At 44.3% G+C, this 19470-nt stretch carries 17 protein-coding genes; 7 read left to right on the forward strand and 10 right to left on the reverse strand.

Translation table 11 applies throughout. The features are described from left to right. The first annotated feature begins 58 nt into the window (after nucleotides 1–58). The 3 genes from M3629_RS11375 (at nucleotide 59) to M3629_RS11385 (ending at nucleotide 2797) form a co-directional block, all read left to right on the forward strand. Nucleotides 59–1123, forward strand: a complete 1065-nt coding sequence (locus M3629_RS11375) for a suppressor of fused domain protein (RefSeq protein ID WP_251506052.1) — start codon at nucleotides 59–61, stop codon at nucleotides 1121–1123. Nucleotides 1124–1152: 29 nt separating this feature from the next. Beyond that, nucleotides 1153–1914 (forward strand): LuxR C-terminal-related transcriptional regulator, encoded by a 762-nt coding sequence (locus tag M3629_RS11380; protein ID WP_251506054.1) that lies wholly within the window; start codon nucleotides 1153–1155, stop codon nucleotides 1912–1914. Nucleotides 1915–2017: 103 nt separating this feature from the next. After that, nucleotides 2018–2797 (forward strand): hypothetical protein, encoded by a 780-nt coding sequence (locus M3629_RS11385; protein WP_251506058.1) that lies wholly within the window; start codon nucleotides 2018–2020, stop codon nucleotides 2795–2797. Between the two features lie 74 nt (nucleotides 2798–2871). Here M3629_RS11385 and M3629_RS11390 read toward each other — a convergent pair whose 3' ends face one another. After that, the gene (locus M3629_RS11390; protein ID WP_251506582.1) at nucleotides 2872–4623 is read right to left on the reverse strand and encodes an ABC transporter ATP-binding protein; all 1752 of its coding nucleotides are present in this window, start codon (nucleotides 4621–4623) and stop codon (nucleotides 2872–2874) included. Nucleotides 4624–4836: 213 nt separating this feature from the next. Here M3629_RS11390 and M3629_RS11395 point away from each other — a divergent pair, with 213 nt between their 5' ends. The 3 genes from M3629_RS11395 to M3629_RS11405 all read left to right on the forward strand — a co-directional run bounded on the left by M3629_RS11395 (nucleotide 4837) and on the right by M3629_RS11405 (nucleotide 9841). Further along, nucleotides 4837–6213 carry an ABC transporter permease gene (locus M3629_RS11395; protein WP_251506584.1) on the forward strand — a complete coding sequence of 459 codons (1377 nt, stop codon included), beginning with the start codon at nucleotides 4837–4839 and terminating at the stop codon, nucleotides 6211–6213. 12 nt (nucleotides 6214–6225) lie between these two features. After that, nucleotides 6226–7740 carry an ABC transporter permease gene (locus M3629_RS11400; RefSeq protein ID WP_251506061.1) on the forward strand — a complete coding sequence of 505 codons (1515 nt, stop codon included), beginning with the start codon at nucleotides 6226–6228 and terminating at the stop codon, nucleotides 7738–7740. 280 nt (nucleotides 7741–8020) lie between these two features. Continuing rightward, nucleotides 8021–9841 carry an ABC transporter substrate-binding protein gene (locus M3629_RS11405; RefSeq protein ID WP_251506064.1) on the forward strand — a complete coding sequence of 607 codons (1821 nt, stop codon included), beginning with the start codon at nucleotides 8021–8023 and terminating at the stop codon, nucleotides 9839–9841. Between the two features lie 69 nt (nucleotides 9842–9910). Here the strand turns inward: M3629_RS11405 and M3629_RS11410 are convergent, their stop codons facing one another. From M3629_RS11410 to M3629_RS11425, 4 genes are all read right to left on the reverse strand, one after another. Then, nucleotides 9911–10549 carry a sugar O-acetyltransferase gene (locus tag M3629_RS11410; RefSeq protein WP_251506065.1) on the reverse strand — a complete coding sequence of 213 codons (639 nt, stop codon included), beginning with the start codon at nucleotides 10547–10549 and terminating at the stop codon, nucleotides 9911–9913. Nucleotides 10550–10572: 23 nt separating this feature from the next. Beyond that, complete coding sequence (locus M3629_RS11415) at nucleotides 10573–11376, reverse strand: HAD-IIB family hydrolase (RefSeq protein ID WP_251506068.1); 804 nt, start codon at nucleotides 11374–11376, stop codon at nucleotides 10573–10575. Between the two features lie 245 nt (nucleotides 11377–11621). Next, nucleotides 11622–12629: an ROK family protein gene (locus M3629_RS11420; protein ID WP_251506071.1), complete on the reverse strand. Its 1008-nt coding sequence runs from the start codon at nucleotides 12627–12629 to the stop codon at nucleotides 11622–11624. 423 nt (nucleotides 12630–13052) lie between these two features. Beyond that, nucleotides 13053–13526: a hypothetical protein gene (locus M3629_RS11425; RefSeq protein ID WP_251506074.1), complete on the reverse strand. Its 474-nt coding sequence runs from the start codon at nucleotides 13524–13526 to the stop codon at nucleotides 13053–13055. Nucleotides 13527–13743: 217 nt separating this feature from the next. Here M3629_RS11425 and M3629_RS11430 point away from each other — a divergent pair, with 217 nt between their 5' ends. Next, nucleotides 13744–13944, forward strand: coding sequence for a hypothetical protein (locus M3629_RS11430; RefSeq protein WP_251506077.1), 201 nt, complete (start codon nucleotides 13744–13746; stop codon nucleotides 13942–13944). A 106-nt stretch (nucleotides 13945–14050) separates the two neighbouring features. Here M3629_RS11430 and M3629_RS11435 read toward each other — a convergent pair whose 3' ends face one another. The 5 genes from M3629_RS11435 to M3629_RS11455 all read right to left on the reverse strand — a co-directional run bounded on the left by M3629_RS11435 (nucleotide 14051) and on the right by M3629_RS11455 (nucleotide 19390). Continuing rightward, nucleotides 14051–14788: a cyclase family protein gene (locus tag M3629_RS11435; RefSeq protein ID WP_251506080.1), complete on the reverse strand. Its 738-nt coding sequence runs from the start codon at nucleotides 14786–14788 to the stop codon at nucleotides 14051–14053. A 260-nt stretch (nucleotides 14789–15048) separates the two neighbouring features. After that, nucleotides 15049–15216, reverse strand: a complete 168-nt coding sequence (locus M3629_RS11440) for a hypothetical protein (RefSeq protein WP_251506083.1) — start codon at nucleotides 15214–15216, stop codon at nucleotides 15049–15051. A 611-nt stretch (nucleotides 15217–15827) separates the two neighbouring features. Next, nucleotides 15828–16652, reverse strand: a complete 825-nt coding sequence (locus tag M3629_RS11445; protein WP_251506085.1) for a hypothetical protein — start codon at nucleotides 16650–16652, stop codon at nucleotides 15828–15830. 719 nt (nucleotides 16653–17371) lie between these two features. Continuing rightward, on the reverse strand, nucleotides 17372–18298 hold the full coding sequence (locus tag M3629_RS11450) for an NADP-dependent oxidoreductase (protein ID WP_251506088.1): 927 nt from the start codon (nucleotides 18296–18298) through the stop codon (nucleotides 17372–17374). Between the two features lie 144 nt (nucleotides 18299–18442). After that, complete coding sequence (locus M3629_RS11455) at nucleotides 18443–19390, reverse strand: alpha/beta hydrolase (protein ID WP_251506091.1); 948 nt, start codon at nucleotides 19388–19390, stop codon at nucleotides 18443–18445. Nucleotides 19391–19470 lie beyond the last annotated feature (80 nt).

Raw genomic sequence — 19470 nt, forward strand, 5'->3', positions numbered from 1 at the left:
CTAGTAGACTTAATTTTAAATGATTTTCAGGGAGAGAACAATTAAGGAGGAACACATCATGACCGAAGAAGAAAACACATCGGGCTGGGACGCCATCGACCACGCTATACAGCAATTGTACGGAGAACAGGAACCTAAACATTATGGCACAGCCATTCCATATATGCTTGGCGGACCCGACCCACTGGACGGAATAAGTGCCTATGCGGTAGATACACCGATGCCTCATTGGCATTTTGTAACTTATGGTTTCTCGGAGCTCTACGGCAAAGAGGGCGATGATGCATCGAAAAGTGGATATGGTTTTGAACTTACTTTTCGCCTTACACGCTGTGAAAATGAATCAGAACCGCCGGCCTGGGCACTCAATCTACTCCAAAATATGGGGCGATATGTCTTCAACAGCGGTAACCTGTTTCAGCCCGGAGATTATCTGGATGCCAACGGCCCGATCTGCCTGAACTCCGATACACTCTTGACTGCACTTGCATTCATAGAAGATCCAGATTTACCTGAACTAAATACACCGAATGGTTCTGTTCAATTTATCCAAATGGTCGGTATGACCTGCCGTGAACTGGAGATGATTCAGAGCTGGAATACCCGCGGTTTCCTGGCTGCCTGTGAAAGCTACATGCCTAAATATGTAACGGATCTGATGAGGAATTCCTACGCAGATATCCCTTCGGTGATCCAAGCTACGAAGCGTGGCATTGAGGAAGACGGATCAAGCACCGCCTTTTTGTTCATCCAACAATTGAGCTGGGAGTCTCCGCGCAAAAAACGGTTACAGAAAAACATCCCTGCCAAGCTTCAGCTAGGTGCCCAACAGGCAACCCTTCTAGCCAGCATCCTGAGGAGCCGAATCGCCAAAAAAGCAACGTTGTCCCTGATCGGGCCGGATATCAATATTGTCTTTGAAGCCGGGGATCTTCCCTCTCTGATGGAAACGGAGCGAGAGGTCAGATTGACTGTGAATCAGCAAGCACTGAACGAAATTGTAGAGCAACTTCGTCCACAAGCCAGCTCCTTTCAGGTCCCTTCACTGGACAAGCTCCTTATTGAGATTGTGCCCACGCAAATTAAAGATCAGGAAGGGAATGTGATCAAAACGATTGGCTAATCAACGGAATTGCATCAAGGAGGAATGACATGTCTGCTCATACATCGGTCTCAAGGCCATTGGAATACGGTATGGGAGTTCATACTGGAACTCCTGCTTCCTTTCACTATTTAGCTCAAAGCGGAATAGACCGACTATGCAAAATCAATCATTTTCTAATTCAAGCGTTCTGCCGCAGTATTTTGGATATCAAAGAGAATTTGACAGGTACCTATCTGTTCCTGCTAACAGATGTTAACGGCGTGCTGCTGTCCATGGATTACAGCTCTAATTTGGAACCGCACGTAAAGCAATCTCCTATTCGACCGGGACTGAGTTTTTCAGCCCAGAGCTGTGGCGTTAATGCCATCTCCCGAACGATGGAGGACAATACGCCTGTATTTTTGCTGCCTGAGCAGCATGAAAGTCCTTTTTTTCAAAGCTGGCACTGTTATGCCGTTCCTCTATACATGGGGTCACAGCATTTCGGTTATCTCGATGTGTCTACAATAAACGCGGATATGCAGCGTGAACTCATGGCCGTAGCCCAGTTGATCCCGGCTAATATGCAGAACCGTTACCAGAGCCAAAGTATGGCACATCAGCAGAATCAGCCCCAAATCGAATTCACAGAGCGGCAGTTAACGATTCTAGAGATGATATCCCGCGGATGGACGGTGAAGGCGATTGCATTGCAACTAAAGATCAAGGAATGCACGGTTAATTATCATAAAAAAGTCATTTTTAACAAGTTAGGCGTTCAATCCAGCACAGAAGCTGTTTCAATGGCCAGTCAATTGTCTTATTTATAGGAGACCCCTATAGTTTCCTATAGGTGGCAATAGAGAACAAATGTGCTACAATTTTAGTAAGCACAACAAAGAGAGAATAACTCACACATCTCAGGAGGGTATTATGTCTATTACGAAAAAAACATCTTTATTCGCTATGCTCATCATGATGATGATCGTAGTCGCTGCCTGCGGAGACAAAGCAGATAACAATGCAAAATCAAACGAACCTGCAGCCGCCGAAACAACTACAGGCGCAGATTCTGGCACAGCCAAAACCGACGATGCCGACAAATCAGCAGCGTCCAGCGAAGGTAACGAAGAAACCGACAACTCGTCCAAAGTAGAGCTGGGGACAACACAAAAGGGTTCTTACACGAATGACTATTTTGGCGTATCCCTGAAATTCCCTGAGGCATGGGAGTATCAGGATGCCGAGGGCATGAACCAACTGACGAGTGCTTCCTCTGAAGCCATTGCCGGTGACGATGAAAAGAAGAAAAAGCAGATGGAACTGTCTCAAACGAAGACATTGAACCTGCTCATGGCATCCCAATATCCGCTTGATGGCGGCCAGATCGGCCCTTCTGCAATGGCCATTGCCGAGAAAGTTAGCTTGTTGCAAGGCATTCGTACAGGGGAGGACTACCTGAAAGCTACCAAGAAGTTCATGGAAGACAGCAACTTCCCTTATGAATACAAGGACTTCACCAAAGAAACCATCGGTGGCAAAGAAATGGATCTGATGCAGATCACGACGGATGCAGGGGACGGAAGCAAAATCACTCAAGAATACTACAGCACAATTATTGAAGGTTATGCGTTCAACTTCATCTTCACTTATCTTGATGAAGATAGCAAAGCCGAGATCGATAACATTAAGAAGTCGGTTCAATTCAAATAAAACCAAAACCCCGGTTGTGATCTGAACAGATCATGCCGGGGTTCTTTGTTTTTTATATAACTAAACAAAACTGTTTAACCAGACAGGGCCACCCAATGTCCTTCTTTCACTTCGACCCAGCGGGAATGCTCCAGATTGTATCGGTCTCCCGTGCCACTGGTTTCCTTCTCCTGATCTACCCAACCGATACGTGGCTTATTCTTCTCTACCGCCGGATCAGGAACCGGAATTGCCGATAGTAAGGCTTTCGTATACGGGTGCTGCGGATTAGCATACAGTTCTTCACTCTCAGCCAGTTCCACAATTTTTCCGTTATACATCACAGCAACACGATTACTGATATGTTTGACCATCGACAGATCATGCGCGATGAACAAATACGTTAGACCCAAGCGCTGTTGCAGCTCTTCAAGCAACTGCACAATCTGCGCCTGAATAGAGACATCGAGTGCCGACAACGGCTCATCACAAACGATAAATTCAGGCTCTACCGCCAGCGCTCTTGCAATGCCAATTCGCTGACGTTGTCCTCCCGAGAACTCATGGGGATATCGCTGTGCATGTGACGGTTCAAGCCCCACCATCTCCAGCAGTTCTTCAACTCGCTTCTGTCGCTGAGCGGCATTACCTGCAAGCTGATGGATATCAAGCGCCTCGCCAATGATGTCCATAATTCTCATTTTGGGATTTAGAGAAGCATACGGATCTTGGAAAATGATCTGCATATGTCGTCGCATCGTTTTCATCTCACCAGGCGAGAGTCGCTGCAACGGAATGCCTTTGAACAGCACATCACCCCCCGTTGGCTCATGCAGACGCAGAATCGCTCGTCCCGTGGTAGATTTCCCGCTACCTGACTCTCCTACAACGCCAAGTGTTTCCCCTTGACGGATATGAAAGCTGATATCGTTCACGGCTTTTAACGTATTGCCTTTGCCGAGGTTAAAATACTGTTTGAGAGATTTGACCTCCAGCAACGGCTGATCGTCTTCCAAATCTTTGGGTACCTGAGAGACTAGCTTCGGCTTCTTCTTCTCATCCAGCCTAGGCAGTGCGTTCAACAGACGGATGGTATACGGATGTTTAGGATTCGCAAAAATCTCCGCCGTGGTGCCCGTCTCCACGATCTCTCCCTCTTTCATTACAACCACCCTGTCACACATGCCGGCAACCACACCCAAGTCATGTGTAATCAGAATAATCGACGTACCCATCTGCTCTTGCATATCCTTCATCAGGTTCAAAATCTGTGCCTGAATCGTTACATCCAGAGCCGTAGTCGGCTCATCGGCGATTAATAGTTCAGGACGACAAGCAAGGGCGATACCAATCATCACCCGCTGACGCATGCCACCGGAAAATTCATGCGGATACTGATTATAACGGATAGCGCTTTGTTTGATGCCTATTCGTTCCATCATGGCGATGGCTTGTTTTTTCGCTTCCCTTTTCGATAACTTCTGGTGTTTGATCAAACTTTCCGAGATTTGCTGACCAATCTTGATCGTTGGATTAAGCGAGCTCATGGGGTCTTGGAAAATCATACCGATGTCCCGGCCACGAATATGCTCCATCTCTTTTTGTGATTTCCCGGCGAGATCCATACCTTTAAATAGAATTTCACCCGATTTCATCTGTGATGGGGGAGAGGCAAGCAACCTCATAATGGAGCGTGCGGTTACGCTCTTACCACTGCCTGATTCTCCAACAATGCCCAGCGTTTCCCCTTTCCGCAGTTCAAAGCTAACCTGCTTGACCGCCTGAAACTCACTATCACCCGTGTAAAAAGAGACGGACAAATCATTTACTCTCAGCAAAGGTTCCACGACGTGCACCATTCCTTTCATATCTGCTCTATCTTCTCATATGTAATCAATTCCATACCTTGACAATTAAACACACCCTACATAATATATACTATATTGATCGGAATAATGCAATTTATACTTCAGTGAAAGGAGGGTTACCGTTTGACAGCTGAAGCGGAAAATCATCATACCTCCCGTCTGGTGAATCATCTACGTTTTATTTATGGCAAAATGCTGCTTCATCCCGTCTATCGATATGTATTGATCATTCTCGGATTACCGATTAACTTGATCGTATATAAGGTCTGGCGTTCCAAACGTAAAAAAGACGACTGGTCAACTGTAAAACAACAGGTTGAACAGGAGATGAACAACTCTTCCTATCGGGATACCAAACGCTTGGAACTGGAAGAACAACTGAGACGCAAGTATCGTTTCTTCAAGCAAGAGGTCAGTGAGGCAACATTCAAAAAACAGGCTGAGAACTGGCTTGAGGAAACGTTTCAGAAGGAGTTGCTAGAACGTGCATCCCGAAATTTAGAAGAAAAGGGAAGGCATCGTCTCGCGATTCAAGATACATTCGGTATTTTAATAGCGAAGCCTTGGTTTCTAGCCTTATCGATCATCCCAGGCTGTCTAATGTATCTGACTCTATTGGTGTATGGTAATGCTTATCTAAAATACATATTTGAAAGACTGCTCATGACCATCTTAGTCATTCTGGGTGTAGCGACGCTAGTATTTACGATTCTGTACTTATCTCCGTTCAACCCGGCGGCCAACATTCTCGGCGTAACAGCAACACAAGAACAGATTGCAGCCTTTAATCATGTGTACGGCCTGGATCAGCCTTATCTGACACAGCTTTGGAACAATATCAAGGGTGTTGCCATGTTTGATCTTGGCAAGTCGTTTGCCGGAAATGAGGACGTGACGGCAACGATTGCTCGAAAGTTCCCGATTACGCTGACACTCGCCGTAATTTCACTTTTGTTCGCTGTTGCCATCGCTTTGCCTATTGGCATTATTTCGGCGCTCAAGCCTAATTCATGGTTCGACTATACATTTATGTTCGTCGCTCTCATTGGACTGTCCATTCCGAACTTCTGGCAGGGACTGATTTTCATCCTGAATTTTTCAATAAAAATGCAGTGGCTTCCTGCTACCTTTAACCCACAGAACTGGCTGTCCATGATTATGCCGGTCATCGTATTAGGTACGGGACTTACAGCTGCGGTTGCGCGTATGACCCGTTCATCCACACTGGAGGTCATTCAGGAGGATTATGTCATGACTGCCCGGGCCAAGGGCCTAAGTGAACGTCAAGTGATGCTGAAGCACGCGGTGCGTAACGCGCTGATTCCTATCATTACTGTCGTGGGTCTTCAATTCGGAGCTATGCTTGGAGGGGCCGCTGTGACAGAGAAGGTATTTAACATTAGCGGACTGGGAAGTTACATCGTGGATAAACAATTCATACCCGATATTCCGAGTATCATGGGCGGAGTAATCTACACCGCGATTACGATCTCCATTGTGAATGTTGTCGTTGACCTGTTTTACGCGTTTATCGATCCAAGGGTTCGCTCCAAAATGAAACAATATTAAAGCAGGTGTACTATGACAAAATCAAGCTCCCTTACGCAGGAAATCCGTTTCCGGCTCAAGTCTTCGCATGAATACAGCCAGGCCAGCTTTGCATGGATCACTTCGGTTCTGCTGACCCTGTTATTACTGCTGAACAGTTATGACTGGAGCGGGCAGGCGTTCAAGCCTTTTATAGCCGGAGTAGCCGGCATTTATCTATTCTTCACCCTCATTCAGAGTCTGCTTCTGATTCGAATCAGACAGGACTTAATACAGCACGGGGGTCTACGTGTTCTGACACGTAGACTTGCTTGGGTACAGTTGCTGGCTGCTTGGACAGGTAATGTTTTCATCGTAACGGCTGCCTTCCATCTGATTCGGAAACGAAAAAGTATTGAATATACATTTGCTGTATACGCACTGTTAACCCAGTTATTTGTGATCGGTGTATCGGCCCTGAATGTGTTCAAGCCTTATGTTGCCGATACCTTTCTATCTTCGATGGCGGCGCTGTTATGTATTCTGATCATGGATTTGATCGTATTGATCATTGTATCAAGGTATGATGCGACTTCTCCTCTGCCTCGCTGGATGATGGTTGTAGGTGGAGTGATGATCGTTAGCGTGATTACGGGCAACGTTTTCGCGTTGCTGCTGGGGATCTCGATCCTTCGCCGGCTCCGCAGACAAGGGAAGCATGGAACAAATTTTTGGAATGATCTGTGGGAACGTCTTGCTCCCAATATGACCGCGATGTCCGGACTCTTTTTCATCATCTTCCTGTTCTCCATCTCCATATGTAGTTTCTTTACCTTCGACTACAGCATGGCGGTGGAAAATAATTATTCGGCCCTGCTTCAGTCACCTTCTCTGGCCTATCCGCTAGGAACGGATGATTTCGGTCGATGTCTATTTTCACGAATCGTGTTTGGTGCACGGATTTCCTTGATTGTCGGTTTTATGTCCACCCTGATTCCGGTTGTGATTGGCGGTGTGCTGGGTGCCTTCTCGGGTTTCTACGGAAGACATACGGATAACATTATCATGCGACTGCTGGATATTCTGTACGCCATTCCGGGTATTTTGCTCGCCATCGCGATTATCGCGGCTTTCGGTGCTAACACGGTAAATCTGATCGTGGCTCTGAGCCTCGGCTCGATTCCTACTTATGCCCGAACGATGCGAGCCAGTGTGCTCTATGTGTCGACCTTTGAGTTTGTTGAAGCGGCGCGTGCCTTGGGATATACCAATCGTACGATTATTTTCAGACACATCATTCCCAACTCGCTCGCACCGATGATTATCAAATCCACATTGACGATTGGTGGAGCTGTCATTGCAACCAGCAGTTTGAGTTACCTCGGGCTGGGTGTAGAACCACATATTCCGGAATGGGGCAACATTCTGAAGCTGGGCAGCACCTATCTGGAGACTCATTCGTATCTGGCAATTTATCCGGGACTGGCGATTATTCTGCTTGTTCTTTCGTTTAACTTTCTCGGTGATGGACTGCGGGATGCACTTGATCCCAAACTGGAGAAGGCGTGACGATGGATTTATTAAGTTGAACTAAAAGAGGTTTACACGAAGCACTCCAATGACAGAATAACCTTGCAATCGCTGTTATCCCCAGATTTTTTTGATTCCCTTTCCGAAAGGGGAAAATCCGGTGATAAGCGTATGCTTCCGAAGTAGCTTTCTTACAGAAAGCTTTTAGGCGAGCGCTCCGCTTTTTCAGGTTTTTTCTGTCCTCTCCGTTCCTGTGTAAATGAATAGTTCAAAAAAAAAAATCATACATCACATCTATTAATACAATGGAGGTATTCTCATGAAAAAACGTACACTTGTCGCCTTGCTGCTGATTCTCGTGCTGGTGATCTCCGGCTGCAATGTGAAAACCAAAACCGAATCGCAGGAGCAGAACCAACCTTCCGATACAACAGAGACCACATCAAAAGCGGTTGACATTGAATTGCTTGCCATGAGTTCTTCCGAGAATGATGTCAACATCATCCGTGATCAGCTGACCAAAAACGGCTTCAATGTGAAGCTGAACCTGCAACCGGATTACGGAAGCTTTAAGTCCCAGCAGGACGCTGGCAACTATGATATCGCATTGTCCAGCTGGACAACGGTAACGGGCAATCCCGACTATGCCGTTCGCTCTCTTTTCAAAACAGGCGGGGATTACAGTATTCTGGCGGATCAAGAGATCGATAAACTAATCGATCAGGCCGCTACGCAGACACCTGATGAGTACAAAGAAACGTATAAAAAGTTGGAAGACCGTTTAGTTACAGATCAGGCGTACATCGCTCCGCTGTATATTTCTCTGAAAAGTCAGGCGGTGAACAAAGACATTTTGAATGTCGATACCGTTCGTCTGTCCAAATCCCGTGCCATGGCGTGGGAACCGATTGAGTTCAAGGACAGCTCCAAAAACAGTAAAGATCCGTTGATTCTGACACAAGCAGCATCTGTACTGACTTCCCTCGATCCGATCAAAGGAAACGACGGTTCCATCAACCAACTCAATACCAATATGTATGTTCGTTTGGTGAATCTGACGGATGACGATCAACTGACAGCAGATGGATCGCTCTCACGTAATTTCACGATTGCAGATGGCAATTCCGAGTACTATTTTGTACTTCGTGACGATATCAACTTTGCTAAAATCGAAAACAAAAAGGCAGTCGATACCGGAGAGCGTGTAGGCGCAGATGACGTCATCTTCTCCCTCGACCGTGCCAAAAATAAAGATTCCGTTCCGGATCACCGTACGTACAGTCTGCATGAACATATCAAACAAGCGGAACTCGTTACAGACCTGAGCGTACTGGAGTCAGCGAAACAATCCGGGAGTAGCGGAACCGTGCTGGAAGCCCTGAATCAAGGACTCGACAGCGATATCAAGGAACTGGTTGGCGACAAAAAACAGGCTAATAACGGTGCAGGCAAATACCAGGTGGTTAAAGTGACTACGACTGAACCGTTCCCGCAAGTGCTGAACTATCTGGCACACCAATCGGCCGGGATCGTATCCAAGAAACAAGTCGAAAGTATCAATACGTATGATGTCGCATCCTTCGATGTGAACAAGGATATTCCTTATGGCGATCAGAACACCGTGACTGAGGGTGCCAGCTATAACAACACACTTTATACAAGCGGCCCTTACATTCTTTCTTATAAAAACGACTACGAAGGGGTGTTCCTGAAAAACCCGGGATACCGCAAAGGTTCGGACTTCGCACCGAAGATTGATCAAGTAAACGTACGCTTCATTGCCGATGCAGACAGTGCTCTCTCTGCGCTTCGCAGCAGTGAAATCCACCTGTATTACGGGGTACCTGAGACAAAATACGACATTATCCAGAATGACAGCAAATTGCACTTGCAAAGCATTCCAAGTAATGCCGTATCCTATCTGCTGTTTAACACAGCCAATCGTGAAGTGGCCAAGAGCAGTGATCTGAGAAAGGCGGTACTCTATTCCATTAATCAGGATGAGATTCTGCAATTCTACAAAAACAACAAGCTGAAAGCTTACTCCACCGTAAGCCCACTTGTGCAAACCGGGAATGAACTTAAGGCTGATCCAGCCAAAGTGAAAGAATTCCTGAGCAAGTATAACGCGTCAAAATAAACCACCTGAACACAAAAGGCTGTCACCAGGATCATGCAGATCCAGCGGTGACAGCCTTTTTCCTATCCATCATTCCGGCACTTGGCAATCTGCCAAAATGTCGGGATAATGCCTCATGCTATCCGCTTCTGTAATGCTGCGGATCACTCTACACGGCACACCAGCTGCAAGCGAATGCGGTGGAATGTCACGTGTAACCACGCTCCCTGCCCCAATGACACATCCGTCTCCAATCGTGACACCTCCGCATACTGTCACATTCGCGGACAACCACACATCATCACCAATCGTAACGGGTTTGGCATAACAGAGTGATTTCAGCTCACCATGTTGATTCAGCATCTGTCTCCGTTCACTCGCAATCAAAGGGTGAACAGGCGTAACGATCGTCACATTAGGACCAAAGCTGGTGTAATCTCCAATCGTAACTTGTGCATCATCCTGTATGGTCAGATTGTAATTCGCAAAAAAGTGATGGCCGATCCGGGTATGCACCCCATAGTGAAAGAAGATCGGGCCCTGCATAAATCCGCCTTCCCCCATCTCCCCCAATAACTGTTGTAGTATCTGCTGTCTTTCCTCCGTCTGATCTTCAAAGGTTTGGCTATAACGCTGACTGAGATGATGAGCTTTTCTTTTGATTCCCTTCAGTTCCGGATCAGCCGGACTGAATAACATTCCCTTCATAATTCTCTCTTCTTCACGCATCACGATTCCCCCTCATCTTATGTTTATTGCTGTAAATCCATGATCGCCTGAATCGTGCGTAATACACCATTTTCGTCATTGGATTTCGTAATGAATTGTGCGGCACGTTTGGTATTCTCGCATGCATTGCTCACAGCAAAGCTGTATTTGGCAATAGCCATAAGCTCTACATCATTTTCTCCGTCACCGAAGGACATCGTTTCGCTTGAAGTTACCCCAAGCAGCTCCTGCAATGCTTTGACCGTTTCACCTTTGTGCGTATGCAGCGCCGTAATATCCAGCCACCTCGGTTCAGAATCAACAATATAGATTTGCCCTTCCATCGTCTGTTCCACATGTTTTCGCAGCGCTGTACAGCGTCCGTGTGTATCAAATACCGTAATTTTAATAAAAGAGTTACTGATGTTTGCAAAAGAATCGATTTGGATGACCTGTTCATACGAACTCCTCACCACTTTATACATCTCATCCGAAATGGAAGAATGTACATAAGCGGCATCGCTTGCACATACGATGATGGTCAGTTGGGGATCAAATGACTGAATTTCCTGAATGGCTTGCAGTGCTAGCGTAGGCTCCATGCTAAACTCCCGAACCACCTTCCCTTCCTTCTTGATGCGGGCTGCGCTGTCCCCAAGAATCCAAACACCTCTGCCATGTTGGCCGAATAATTTCTCCACCCGTTCGCACTGCTTTCCTGTACACGCCGCAAAAGTAATGTCTTTACGTTTCATCTCCTCATAAACTTCGTTGAATAACTCCATATCAAATGATCCTTGACTGTTTAGAAAAGTTCCGTCCAAATCGGTTACAACCAGTTTAATCATGATGTGCCCTCCAGATGATTGATAGATGTTGTTGGCAAACGTCTTAAAGAACCTCTGAAGCTCGTGAAAATTCAAAATCACCTTTATAAAATATGTTTATAAACAATATTTATAAAGTGTGCAGAAAGCTCTTCTTGCCATAAAAGAATCGTATCCCGTGTAACTGGTTTCATGTCAACAAGAAATTCCGGGAAAATTCGTGGACTCATTTTGCACAAAAAAATCCACAGAACTTATCCTGCGGATTATAAGACTTCAGACAAAATTGAGGATTTCAAAGCTTGAAGAACCACATCTCTTAGCCCTGCATCGAAGTCATCCTGAAACGAGTTCTGGTATACAATCTCAGGCAGTGTCGGCATCATATGCTCCTTTACATATTGTCTCCACGCCGCGTCGAGCACCTCTGTCTCCACTCGCTCCTGATAGATGACAATCTGATGAGGGGCAACAACCGCATTAACCGTTTGTAGAATCCGGCACACATGACCCGTATAGTCTTCGTTGCTCATTTCCTGTTTCCAGTCGGGTGAGTACGGAAGATACTTGATCTCACCGAACATCCCGTTTTTGCCACGGATGATTTGTCCGTTCAGAACCATGCCCATACCAGGCGGGTAACGATTTGGAAAATAAATGCCCGCTACATCCTGCCCCTTAGTATGCATATGTTGTGTGTAGTAGCCGCTAACCGCTGCATTGACATCATTCTCTACAATTACAGGTAACTGGAATTCACGCTCAATCTCCCGAATCAGATGGGAATGAATAAGCTCATCATGGCTACTTACCGTGATATCCCCGTCGACAGCCTGGCCCGGGATACCAATTCCGATCATATGGATGGAAGGATGTGCCGCAATGAATCGTGTTATAAGATGCAACACATGCTGTTTATCAAAAACAGGCAGCATGTTCTCTTCCTTCAGCACAATCTCATTCTCAAGATTGATGACCGTGGCCGAGATTAACCCCTGACCTTTCATTTCTTTCATGGACAAAACCAGCGCAAGTCTATAATTGTAATTGTATCGGTATGCTTGGGCAGGGCGACCACCGTTCGAAGGAACGATCTGATCTTGAATCAGCTCTCCGCCATCACATAACTCCTGAATTAGAGCGTTAATGGTAACTACACTAAGATTTGTTAATGAAGCAAGCTGCGGTTTCGTTGCGGTTTCCTGTTGCTGCATGACTTCACGCACATTATTCATATTGATGTGTTTCATCATTGTAGCGTTTGCCTTTTTCATAAGCCTCTCGTTTCTACTCCGGTTCAACAGACCAAAGCAATCGTATTCATGTTATCGTACTGCATATCATAACATAATACATCGCTTCTACACATAATACTCACTCCGATGTTCATTCAAATAAGTCATCTATAGATCGCACTGGTTTTACGTCCATCGGCTGTTTGGACACAGCCATATTCACATACACACCTATCCAGATGATTAGAGCCATGATTACATAAGCCATCCCACTTACCTCCTTATTTTATGTGATCCATAACCCCCCTCTCCAACAACATGCCTCCATTCAAGGTGGGATTATATCGCCACTTAATAAATATACTTTATAAAGTAAATATCATAAGTATGCAGGCTTAAAATTTTCTTGTCAATATGGAAAAGCATCGCACCCCCTCGGATAACGAAATGTATTACCTCCGTTCAAACGGTATATCTCCGCTGTATGTCTGGGAGCAAAGTAACTACCTGAATGCCCAATCCCCAGACAAAATAAAACAAATGAATGGAGGAGACGGTCTGAATAACGTAAACTTGCACGATGATCCAGATGAGTAGAGCAAACCCCGTATACAAGGAAAACGTCCATGCCCAGTAACGTTCGGGGTAAAGATTCAACTTCTTCGCTAACGTCCAATGAACCCTTCTCACAAGAGCAATGCAAATAACGATAGGGAGCATTCCAAGAACCATGAACAATATCAATCCTGGAATTAAAAAATCGAAAAAAGGGGCTTTCTCCAGTAGAGTAAGAGGCATGTTCAACAATTTTCCTGACGGATCGATCATCAGCAATAATCCTCCAACGACTGCCCCAATTCCCAGCAAGGCATGCATCGCTGCCAGTAAATATGATTTGTCTGATTTTTCGGATTTGTCTAAACGCTCTGTCATCATGAACCGCTCCCCTCGTATCCTTATTAGTCACAGGCCATTGAAACAAATAAACGTACTTACTGCACCATCTTCTCACAAATAAGGATTAGAACCTGTGCTTCTTTTCACTGGCGGTATCAAACTAATCAACACCAATCCATTTAGATGGTAAAACTTGATAAAAGAACATATGTTCGGTATAATGATTTTATACACTTAATGAGCGAGGCATAATACGATGGACGACAAATTTATTAAGGAATTACGTAAGATCAGCCGTGACGACAGACGCCGATCCGAGTTCATGATTCAGGGCATGAAGGAAACATTACAGGAACGCAAAGAGGAAGGTTTGTTCAAGCGATGGATGCGGCGACGCAAGACCAAGAAAAACATCTCTGAGCGATTTAGCTCTCATTCCTCTTCGAGTCATAAATAGATAGATTTCAAACCAAAAAAAGGAGGCCACATAAGCCTCCCTTGATTCTCTACATATATTTTATAATGTTAAAGTAGCTTACACTTACGTTTTGGTCTATAGAATTTTAAGGCAGGATAGCAAATGAGCGCACCGGAAATCCTGATGCCTTCTCTGCTTTCGGAACGATGTTGAATATGACAGCTCCTTTAGCAGGAACCTGATCCAGGTTCGTTAACAATTCGACCTGATATGTATCCTGTGCAAGCACATAATACTCCGCCAGAAGTGCACCGTTCTTCTGATAATCTACCGCGGCATCGGTATCAAACGTTTCGTGACCAATCGCTTTAATGTTTCGTTCTTCGAACAAGAACTTCAATGCAGCAACAGACCATCCGGGTGCGTGGCTGTTCCCATCGGCATCCTTGTTGTCAAAGTCTTCATGGTTCGGCCAGCGTTTACTCCAATCGGTTCGCAGAGCTACGAAGCTGCCTGCTTCGATCTTGCCATGCTCCCTCTCGAATTCGAGGATATGCTCCACTTCCAAAGTAAAATCGGGATTGTTCTTCACTGCAACAGACTGATCGATCACGAAGAGAGGCAAAACAAGCTCTTTAAGTCCCAGTTCGTCCAAGTAACGCGTACCACGCACAAAATGAATCGGTGCATCCAGATGGGTGCCGTACTGGCCGGGGAACTTGAAGCTTTGAGCGAAGAAACCTTGATCATGATTAAACAGCGTATCAAACTCCGCAGCATCAAAAGCAGAGAAATGCGGCGATGCCGGACCGAAGGTATGAGTCAGATCTACCCATTTCTTTTCTTTCAACAGCTGAATGGCTTGAATAAGTTCATTGGTCATCCGTTTCACCTCATATGCAGAATGGAATAAATTCCCCCTATTATATATCAACGTTGCACATTGGTGAAGAAGCTGAGTTAATTTGTTAGTAGGTACAACTGTCAGAAGATGAACGATACAACATCGATTACATCTTTGCAGCGATCATTCAAGATAACTTCTCCTGCACAAGTTCACTAACCATGATCATTATACGCTGTATTGTGTCCAGTTTTATCCAACAATCTACTGTACTGGTATAGTTTATTAAGATGAAAACCCTAATAATTACTAAATAAACAAATTAATCCTTTGTTTTTCACAAGATATTTTCCTAAGAAATCAACATCTTCGTATGTATTGAAGAAATCGACCAAATGTTCTTCAGCTTCTTTGAGGACAGCGAATTGTTTCAACTCTTCTCCTTCACACCATCCCATCTGCCCCATACACAATCTTTATCTCCGGTTGCTTGATGAGACGGATGCATATCTTCTTCCGTCTTCTGCTGCTGATTCTCTTCAATTCCTCCAATAAAAAAGGCCACTCCAGTGCAGGAACGATTTCAGCTGTTATATGTACGATAGTGGTTAATCAAATTACGTTTTCTGGCTATAAAATGACGCTTTTGGCGAATCGAGTGACTCTTTTAAAAGATTGGCGTCCATACAGTCCACAGCAAATGCGTTGCGCACTTTGCTTTAATTACATATCGATTATATAACTACAGAGGAGTTACAAGAAGATTTAACTTATCTAAAGAGTCAATATAAATTTCACATATGATGGTTAAATCACATACCCCATTAACTTATAAAACATAAACAAAAAAGACCATGTCACAAGCGACAGGGTCTTTCATGTTTCAAAAAATAATTTACTGTTACGAGTTAAATAAGATTACAAAAAAAATGAAATACATCAGGGGTAGAATTAATAGTATAGAGACAATAGATGATACTATTATTACTGTTTTTTTGTTTAATTTCACACTAGCCCCCCGTTTCAGAATATATGTTATATATTTCCATATCCACTTAAGTACATTATAACATAATTATTATAGATTATAAGTGCCCCCATATCCAGATCCAGCTTTATTCACTTCCATCCATTGTCTCTTGACTCCAATGGTTAATCCAAGTTTATCCCAAATAAAGTTCCATGACCAATCAACGTTAAATTTAGCAGTTAATTTATCTGAAGCAATAACTGGGTTATGCTCAGACTTTGTAATGTCTGCACCTGGATAAAAGTTTTGAACCAGTATTCCATTGCTATTTAGAATTTTTGTGATTTGACTTGAGTTTGTTTTTACTTCAGTTGTTCTGTAAGACATTTCTACACGGGTTTTAATAAAATCCAGACCAAATAAGGATGCAGAATGCTCATGGTACAATGAATGATCTTTGGTATCACCTACAGCCATAATAGAGATTTCACTTGTGGAATATGCAGGAGTCGCTTCATGCACTGAACTGGTAACTACCAAATCACCGTTATATAATAGCTCACTGCCCAAGTCCCCATTCATGGCAGAAAATACTGTTCTAATAAATTCCGGATTATTTAGATAGTCTAAAAACTGTTGCTGCTTATTCTTAGGTAAGTTCACATACTTGTTCAAAAATTGATTAACATCCTGTGAGCCTACTACCGCTGTGCTCCGTAAAGATTGTACCGAGAAAGATTCATCTTGAAGTTGGTTTAGATAAGCTATGTATTCCTCAGGAGTTTCGATACCAGTAATTGATTGTGAAGTAACTGAATTAGCAGTTTTTTGTGATTCTTCCACACCAACTGCTGACGCGCCAGCAGTTACTGGAACTGATAATAATAATGACATTGCGATAAAGCCCGTAACAAACTTCTTAGTTTTTCTCAAGCTAATCACTCTCCATTTCATTTTTTTGTAATTTAAAACTCAAAAATTAAATAAATAGTTTTTTATTACATTTTTTATATTAAATTATACAGATAGATTATTAAAGTTAATATATTCCATTTATAATATTTCTGAGAATTGGAAATCGGGCCAGAAGAGGAACGCCCCTTATATGCCGGATGTGCAGCTGTGCGTTTTCATTCTTGCCCGATTTCCAAATACAAATATATTCACGAACGGTACTTGTACTTGTGCGATCAATTACTGACTAAACTATTGCTCTATGAACCTTTCATTTGTTTTTCTGACTTTAATGTACTTACATATTTTTTTCTGTGAAATGACTCTTAACAGTCTTTAAAATAACTTTCCTCATCCATTTCCCTATGATTATCAAAATAGAATGATTAACATCGATTCCATTAACTGTTTCCATAACAATAATCGCAATGGCTCGAACTTACGGAAGAGTCCGTGAGTTACAGCTTTCTGATTGCCCGTTGGTCCTCCTTTACCTCCTCGATTTCCTTTAGCGTTGCCAATCTATAATAATTCTTTGTCCAATCTGAAAAATGTATAAACTAATAAGGAAAAATTAAAAAAGCCACTCTCCTATATGGAGAACGGCATGTGATTTAGGTTGAGAAACGTCCGTTCCAATATATGAACATTTTTCTCAGTGCAGGCTTCTGCCAGCTTGGTAGCTCACCCATTCCAGACTAATCCGCAGTAATGACCAGTTTGCCCCGTGTATGGTGAGATTCACTTTTTTCGTGTGCATCACGCAAACCCTGCTCAGTGAGCGGATACGTTTCATCAATGATCGATTTCAGTTTTCCGGCTGCCGCAAGTTCGGCCAACTGTTCCAGTTGATCTCCCTTTGGCTCCATCATGAACACTTTACCTGTCACGCCAGCTTCCTTAGCCAGTTGCTCATCCGGCTGTTCCACAAGAGATGCTAAACGTCCTCCAGACTTTAACACCTTGAAGCTGTCTCGCTGGATGTCACCGCCCATCGTATCCAGTACGACATCGTAGTCTGAGAGAATCTGCGAGAAATCCTGTTCCTTATAGTTAATGAAATGATCCACACCTAACGAGCGAAGCAGTTCTTCGTTTGCTGCACTCGCCGTGGAAGCCACTTCAGCGCCCAACGATTTGGCAATTTGTATGGCATATGTGCCTACTCCACCCGCACCGGCATGAATGAGCACCTTTTGCCCTTTGCCCAAACGGCCATGATCAACAAGTGCTTGCCAAGCTGTCATCGCGGCGAGTGGAATCGCTGCTGCCTCCTCGAAGCTCAATTGTTCAGGAATCCGGGCCACGATATCTGCATCAACAGCAACATATTCCGCATAGGTTCCGAATTGACGTGGGCGGGCGAATACGCGATCCCCTTCTCTGAAACGGGTCACGTTCGAACCCGCTTCAACCACGGTGCCTGCCACGTCACCGCCCAGAATCATCGGCAACTGATCCGCTGCTTCTTTTAAGTGACCTTGTCTTATTTTGAAGTCAACCGGATTAACAGACGTTGCATGTGTACGGATCAATACCTGATTCACACCGCATGCCGGCTTATCTACTTCCTTTTCCTTTAATTGTTCGGGTCCGCCAAATGCATCAATGACAATAGCTTTCATGTTGAATCCCTGCCTTTCTTTCAATGGAATGACATGTGAAGGGTTATTCTCATACTCTTCTCTATTTATGATTACCCCATTCATCGGTTTACTTGACTTGAAGTCACTGCATTTTCATTTCATCAATCAGAAACGAGTTCAAAGCTAATGCATTTTTCGCAAAAATTTTAAAACCGCTTCTTCCAATTGACTCAAGCCGGGCTGCTCTATCGGAAAATGACCTGCTCCCTCCAAAATGACACACTCCTTCTCCACAGCCAGACGCTCAAAAAAGGGTTGACTGAACTGTAACGGAGTCATCGGGTCTATTTCAGGATGCACCAGCAAAACCGGGCACTGACTGAATTGATCCGGGCTCACCTCTGGCGTTTTATTCAGGAAAGTTCTTAATAATTCCAGAGGCACAGAAGTAGCCGCCGCCTGTGGATCATTCATAATGAGGCGGGTTAGGTCCTTGTTGTTCGTAATCAGATCCATTCGAGAAACCCGTTTAACCGAGATTCGTACAGCATCTAATACGCCAGGGAAAAGATCCATCATACATTTACCCACACGACTGACGAACCGATTCGGAGCAATCTGATCGCGCATATCTGGATCACTCGTATCTACAAATGTTGTTGCGATTAATCCCTTCACATGTGTGTTCCTTACACTGGCATGAAAGGCCAACATGCCTCCAATGCTACTACCTAATACAACGAAAGGTTTGCCTTCTTTCTCATACTCTCTCTCCATCAGGGCATCTAACAGCGTGATCCATAACTCATAGTTCATTCGCGTGCCATGCAGTGCGTAGCTTAGACCGTACGGCGGCAGATCAGGTGATATCACCTCGTATCCATGTTGCTGTAGCATTCGTGCATAGGGAGCGAGTAACCTGCCATTCCCCCCGGCACCATGAATGAACAGTATTTTGATAGGTGATTCTGGCACGGGTAAACGATCAATATGAAGATGGATTCCATGGCTTTCCCACCACTCCTCCTCCGGGGAGTTGTTTTCATCCAATCTTACTTCTTCAGGAAAAAATGACTGATATTGCTTCCAATATAAATGCGTTGTTCTATAGGATGGCAAGCTTTCTCGCATATGTACGCTCCTTTTTCTATATCAAAAAAGCCGTACGATGTACGACTTTTAGACTCATCTATGATCATACTTATTTTGAT

It is taken from the genome of Paenibacillus polysaccharolyticus (genome assembly GCF_023714295.1).
In the GTDB taxonomy this organism is placed as follows: Bacteria; Bacillota; Bacilli; order Paenibacillales; family Paenibacillaceae; genus Paenibacillus; species Paenibacillus polysaccharolyticus_A.